Annotated in this window: 1 protein-coding gene; it reads right to left on the reverse strand. The window is 37.2% G+C overall.

The annotated features are described in order from the left end of the window. Positions 1-264: hypothetical protein (locus tag CWC11_RS21250; protein ID WP_502704819.1), on the reverse strand; the 264-nt coding region annotated here is incomplete at its 3' end. Between the last annotated feature and the right edge of the window lie 24 nt (positions 265-288).

Below are 288 nucleotides of genomic sequence, written 5' to 3' on the forward strand. Positions count from 1 at the left end.
TTGCACCGCTTTTTGGAAATCTGCATTTTCAGATAATGGATAAACACCAGGAAACTTAACTTGACCGTTTACTGCAAACAATTTTGCAGGTTCGCTAGGTGTTGCCTGCCTCTGTAGCTTAGCGACAATTGGCGCAAGTAGCTTTTGACGACTAAATACCGCATAGTCTTCTTCTTCTACTTCTTCAGGCTCTTGAAAAAGTGCATCAATACTTGTGATTAATTTAACTTCTTCCTCAAGTTCAAATAGTTCATCTTCTTTCAAACAAATATATTTTAAGAACTCATC

Origin of the sequence: Pseudoalteromonas sp. S3178, from assembly GCF_005886985.1 — a bacterium.
GTDB classification, from domain to species: Bacteria; Pseudomonadota; Gammaproteobacteria; order Enterobacterales; family Alteromonadaceae; genus Pseudoalteromonas; species Pseudoalteromonas carrageenovora.